Here is a 5186-nt window from a genome sequence, read left to right as displayed (position 1 = left end):
TAATAGCGGCTTTTTCATTATATATTTAATCTGAACTTGGCTCTTCTGCGGCGCTTGATGCTTTTTCTTCTATAGGGGGCAAAGGCCAGCCACCAAGCGTTTGCCATCTATTAACGATGTAACAAAATAACTCAGCGGTACGCTCTGTATCATACAGTGCAGAGTGCGCTTGGCTATTATCAAACTCAATTCCCGCTGCTCGACACGCTTTGGCTAATACCGTTTGACCTAACGCTAAGCCTGCTAATGAGGTGGTATCAAAGCTCACAAATGGATGAAAAGGGGTGCGTTTAATATTATTACGTGTAATAGCTGCATTTAAAAACCCATGATCAAAAGCTGCGTTATGTGCAACAATAACTGAACGAGAACACCCTGCGGCTTTTTGTGCTTTTCTCACCATTTTACAAATATCTTTGATGGCATCGTCTTCTGCAATGGCACCGCGAAGTGGTGAAAATGGGTCAATTCCATTAAACTCAATAGCTGATTGCTCGATATTAGCACCTTCAAAAGGGGCAATGTGAAAGTGTAGGGTTTGATCTAAACTGAACACGCCTTCATCATCTATTTTTAAAGTAGTAACAGCGATTTCTAACAGGGCGTCAGTATCTTTATTAAAGCCTGCGGTTTCTACGTCGATAACTACAGGAAAGAAGCCACGAAAACGTTGTGAGTATAGAGTTTGCTCTTGATCTGCCATAATCTTATTGGTTGCTAAATTTGAACCGCCCATTATACAAGGTGCGTAAAAATATGCGAACCAGAGTTTGAGTAAATTAAGGGTCTTCAGGCATAGTTATTGCATTATTCAGTTGAGTAGTGAGGCCATGACAAATAATTGGCAAAGCGGAGTAGAGCGGTGAGCATAAGGTTTAATATTTTTGGAGTAGCTATATTATTTGCGTTGGTGGGGCAATCTCAAGCGGCAATGCGGCAATATAGCGCAGATGCTGATACCTCTCATTGGGCGGTAGATAAGAAAGAGCGACTCGAATGTAGCTTAAATCATGAAGTGCCTTACTATGGAGATGCAGTATTTAGTGTTGCAGCAAGCAAAAATAAAGACCTTACTTTTAACCTTGATATGGTCGTTCGGCCAGAAACCTATGCTTTTGCAGGTTTACAGGCAGTACCTCCAGTATGGCGTGCAGGTGTGCCAGCTCGTGATATTGGTCGCATGCAGTTACTAAAAAAGTTTGATGGTGAACTTGATAATCGCATGTCATGGGAAATGCTAAGTGAGTTAGAAAAAGGGTACTTTCCAACGTTTTACTATAAAGATTGGCAAAATAGCCAAGATAAAATAGCCGTCGCGTTGTCATCTGTTAATTTTCAACAAGCATATTGGGCGTTCTTGCAATGTAGAGACAACTTGTTACCTTACAGCTTTGAAGATATTTCTTTTACTGTGATGAACTATAAAAAGAACTCTAGCGAGTTAACAAAATCATCACGAAAACGCCTAGATATGATTGGGGAGTATCTTAATAATGACCCTAATATTGAAACGATTTATATTGCAGCTTACACCGACAGTCATGGCGGGCGCTGGACTAACATGGAGTTGTCTCGTAAACGTGCTAAAGCGATTAAAGACTATATGACGGGTAAAGGTGTTGAAGCAGATAGGATAGTTACTGAGGGCTTTGGAGAAAAGCGCCACGTTGCACCTAATGACAATGAAATTGGTCGCAATCGCAACCGCCGTGTGGTGATTCAAATTTCTCGGCCGTAAATATAATGAAAGTATGCTTTAAATTGAAGCGCCGCACTTGATGCGGCGTTTTTATAGACGACAGTTATATTTTATTGCGAATAAGGTCCCGCACAACAAAGCGATTTGGATGGATGGCTTGATGTACGCGTTCACTTAATGGTCGCGGTTCGTTGCATAAACTAGCGATCAGGTGCTCAGTTGCCAAGGGGGCCGTGCATAAACCGCGTGCACCAAACCCTGTTACCACATACAACCCTTGGTGTGGTTGTTGTGATGGAGTAAAACCATAATGCTTACCTTTGCGCAAGTTGTTAAAGGTGGTTATTAAATCATCTTGGTCAGGCACTTGTCCTAACATGGCGATATGGTCGGCAAAGCAGCACCGTACAGCAGCTTTGGCATCGGTGATCTCTTCTAAGTTGTTGGCAAAATCGCTATTGGCATAGAACTTATTTAATTGAGCTCGATTGGTTATATTGTCTTGCTCTGTAACAGCGCGGCTTTTGGTGTCTTTTTCAAATGTGGCCCCCATACAGTGAAGGCCTTGATGTGCCGGTGTAAAGTAACCCTTATGACAAAGTATGGTTTTAAGTTGAGAAGAAATATCTCCAGCACGGATATGAGAGACTTGGCCACGTACGCCTTGTAATGGAATAGACTGAGTTTGTTCAAAACGGTCGCTATGTTCTCCTGCACAGACAAATACATCGCTAAATGGGCCATAGGTATTATTTGATGTGTGTAGCATCCAACCATCGGGCGTTTTTTCTAGTCGTTCTATATCAGTATTAAAGTGAACTTGTCCTTGTCTTAAGTGCTCTGCGGCACTGAATATTGCTTGTGTAAGTTGTGCGGGGTCGACCCACCCGGCTTGTTCAATAAATAGCCCAGAATAGGGCAGTTCAACGCCGGCAACCGAGCTTGCTTGTTGTGCATCAAGTGGTCGAATTAGGGCGCTTGGCCATTGGCTTTTTTCTATTAGGTTTTGTTGTTGTGCGCTTTTGGCATCGTTAAAAGCTTGTAGTAACACACCGCACCAATCATGGTCGAATGCAAAGCCTTGCGCTGCAATTTGCTGATAAAAACGCGTTGCGTATAAAAAAGTATGTGCGTAAAACTCGCTGGGTGGGTTGATATCTGCTTGCAGGTTTGGATAAACAGCGCCTTGGCGATTATGAGAGGCGCCTTTTGCTAATGCGTTATCTTGGCAAAATAGTGTACTTTTAATGTTGCGTTTACTCAAATGATAAGAGATGCATGCACTGGCAATACCACCACCGATAATGGCAACATTGTCCATAGCTGAAGGTGTTGTTGTGTAATACGCCGGCGTACTAGCATAGTTATTGGCTTGCTTTAGTGTGCCTATGACCATTTCTCGCTTACGGCCATAGCCTTTAACTTTTTGGCAGTCAAACCCTGCTTGCTGTAGGCCTCGGCGAACAAAGCCAGCAGCAGTAAAAGTGGCAAATGAGGCCTCACTTCGGCTGAGGTTTGCCATGGCATCGAAGAGTGACTGTTGCCACATATCTGGATTTTTACTCGGAGCAAAACCGTCTAAGTACCATGCATCTACGATGCCTGATGCTTGGCAGCTGATGTTAGGAATGGAGTCATGTACATCACCAAACCATAAATCGAGTGTAATTTGTCCATTCTCAAACTCAAGTCGATGGCAACCGGCCAGTGCAATTGGGTATTGGTCACACAATTGTTGTGTATATTCAGCCAACGTCGGCCATGCATCCAAAGCAGTGACTAAGTCAGCGTGATTAATTGGATACTTTTCAAATGAAATAAAATGTAACCGAGGTAAACTATGCTTTGGTTTGAGCAGCACATATTGTTGCCATGTGTTGAGAAAGTTAAGGCCTGTACCAAACCCTGTTTCAGCGATAACAAACTGCTTTTGCTTATAATTGATAAGACGCGACGCGATTCGATTTTGGCCAAAAAACACGTAGTGAGATTCTGCCAATCCATCATCATTGGAGAAATAAACATCATCGAAGTCATCAGCAACGGGTGTCCCCATATCATTAAAGTGAATTAGTGCGTTTTTAATCATATACAACAACATCAGAGCAAAAATATTTGCTATATTTTACGTGTTTTATTTGCCTAAGTCCGTTGTAATTTTTGCAAAATTAATTCAGAGTACGTGTGTACGCTGGAAAGCTGACCACTTAGAGAGTCTTTTCAGCGTAGAATAGCCGCAATTTAGTAAAGATTAAGGGAATTTACCCATGAGAAGAGCCGTTATTACGGGGATCGGTGTTGTATCTAGCATCGGCAACAATAAGCAAGAAGTACTAGAGTCTTTAAAAGCTGGCAAAAGTGGTATTGTATTTAATCAAGAGTTTGCTGACTATAATTTGCGCAGTAACGTCTCTGGCAACCTTGATATTGATGTGAAACAGTTTGTTGATCGTAAGGCACATCGCTTTATGGGCGACGCGGCTGCATTTTCATATATCTCAATGGCTCAGGCAGTTGAAGATTCAGGTCTAGCACCGGAACAAGTATCTAACGAGCGTACAGGGCTTATCGTCGGGTCAGGTGGTGGTTCATCAAAATACCAAGTTGAAGCCGCTGATATTTTACGTGAAAAAGGTGTTAAGCGGGTTGGTCCTTATATGGTGCCTCGTACCATGGCAAGTACGACTTCCGCGTGTTTAGCAACGCCTTTTAAAATCAAAGGTGTAAACTATTCGATTAGTTCTGCGTGTGCCACTTCAGCACATTGTATTGGCAACGCTGTTGAGCAAATTCAGCTAGGTAAGCAAGATGTTATTTTTGCCGGAGGTGGTGAAGAGCTGCATTGGACTTTAGCCATGGAGTTTGATGCTATGGGGGCGTTATCAACTAAGTATAACGACATACCAGAGCAAGCGTCTCGTACTTATGATGCAAACCGTGATGGCTTTGTCATTTCTGGTGGTGGCGGTATTGTTGTGGTTGAAGAACTAGAGCATGCGTTAGCTCGTGGCGCACATATTTATGCTGAAATAGTCGGTTATGGTGCAACATCAGATGGCTATGATATGGTTGCACCGTCAGGGGAAGGTGCTGTACGTTGTATGAAACAAGCACTACAAGGTGTTGAGGGCCCCGTTGATTACTTAAATACACATGGTACATCAACCCCTGTAGGTGATGTTAAAGAGCTAGGTGCTATTCAAGAATTGTTTGGTAATAACTCACCAGCCATTAGTGCGACTAAGGCAATGACTGGCCACGCGCTAGGTGCGGCGGGTGTACATGAAGCCATTTTCTCATTACTTATGTTAGAAAATAGTTTTGTTGCGCCATCTATTAATATTGATGAACTTGATGAACAAGCGCAAGGCTTGGATATTGTTACCGAACGTCGTGATGTTGAGCTCAATACTGTGATGTCAAATAGCTTCGGTTTTGGTGGCACAAACGCAACGTTAGTGATGCAAAAGTATAAAGGCTAAACCTA

At 42.7% G+C, this 5186-nt stretch carries 4 protein-coding genes; 2 read left to right on the top strand and 2 right to left on the bottom strand.

All coding sequences use genetic code 11. The annotated features are described in order from the left end of the window. Positions 1-25: 25 nt before the first annotated feature. Positions 26-703 (bottom strand): ribonuclease T, encoded by a 678-nt coding sequence (gene rnt / locus SANK73390_RS19985; RefSeq protein WP_462768099.1) that lies wholly within the window; start codon positions 701-703, stop codon positions 26-28. Between the two features lie 165 nt (positions 704-868). Here rnt and SANK73390_RS19980 point away from each other — a divergent pair, with 165 nt between their 5' ends. Beyond that, the gene (locus tag SANK73390_RS19980; RefSeq protein WP_462768098.1) at positions 869-1738 is read left to right on the top strand and encodes a flagellar protein MotY; all 870 of its coding nucleotides are present in this window, start codon (positions 869-871) and stop codon (positions 1736-1738) included. A gap of 64 nt (positions 1739-1802) precedes the next feature. On the opposite strand, the gene mnmC is transcribed toward SANK73390_RS19980, so the two are convergent. Next, the gene (mnmC, locus tag SANK73390_RS19975; protein WP_462768097.1) at positions 1803-3788 is read right to left on the bottom strand and encodes a bifunctional tRNA (5-methylaminomethyl-2-thiouridine)(34)-methyltransferase MnmC2/FAD-dependent 5-carboxymethylaminomethyl-2-thiouridine(34) oxidoreductase MnmC1; all 1986 of its coding nucleotides are present in this window, start codon (positions 3786-3788) and stop codon (positions 1803-1805) included. A 178-nt stretch (positions 3789-3966) separates the two neighbouring features. Here mnmC and fabB point away from each other — a divergent pair, with 178 nt between their 5' ends. Beyond that, the gene (fabB, locus tag SANK73390_RS19970; RefSeq protein ID WP_462768096.1) at positions 3967-5181 is read left to right on the top strand and encodes a beta-ketoacyl-ACP synthase I; all 1215 of its coding nucleotides are present in this window, start codon (positions 3967-3969) and stop codon (positions 5179-5181) included. Positions 5182-5186 lie beyond the last annotated feature (5 nt).

This window comes from Pseudoalteromonas sp. SANK 73390 (genome assembly GCF_054966645.1).
Note: the sequence above shows the minus strand (reverse complement) of the source record. Positions and strands in the feature narration are given on the sequence as shown.

Excerpts from the sequence above, each read along its gene's own strand:
- rnt (WP_462768099.1), bottom strand. The coding sequence starts at position 703 with ATGGCAGATCAAGAGCAAACTCTATACTCACAACGTTTTCGTGGCTTC.
- mnmC (WP_462768097.1), bottom strand. The coding sequence starts at position 3,788 with ATGATTAAAAACGCACTAATTCACTTTAATGATATGGGGACACCCGTT.
- fabB (WP_462768096.1), top strand. The coding sequence starts at position 3,967 with ATGAGAAGAGCCGTTATTACGGGGATCGGTGTTGTATCTAGCATCGGC.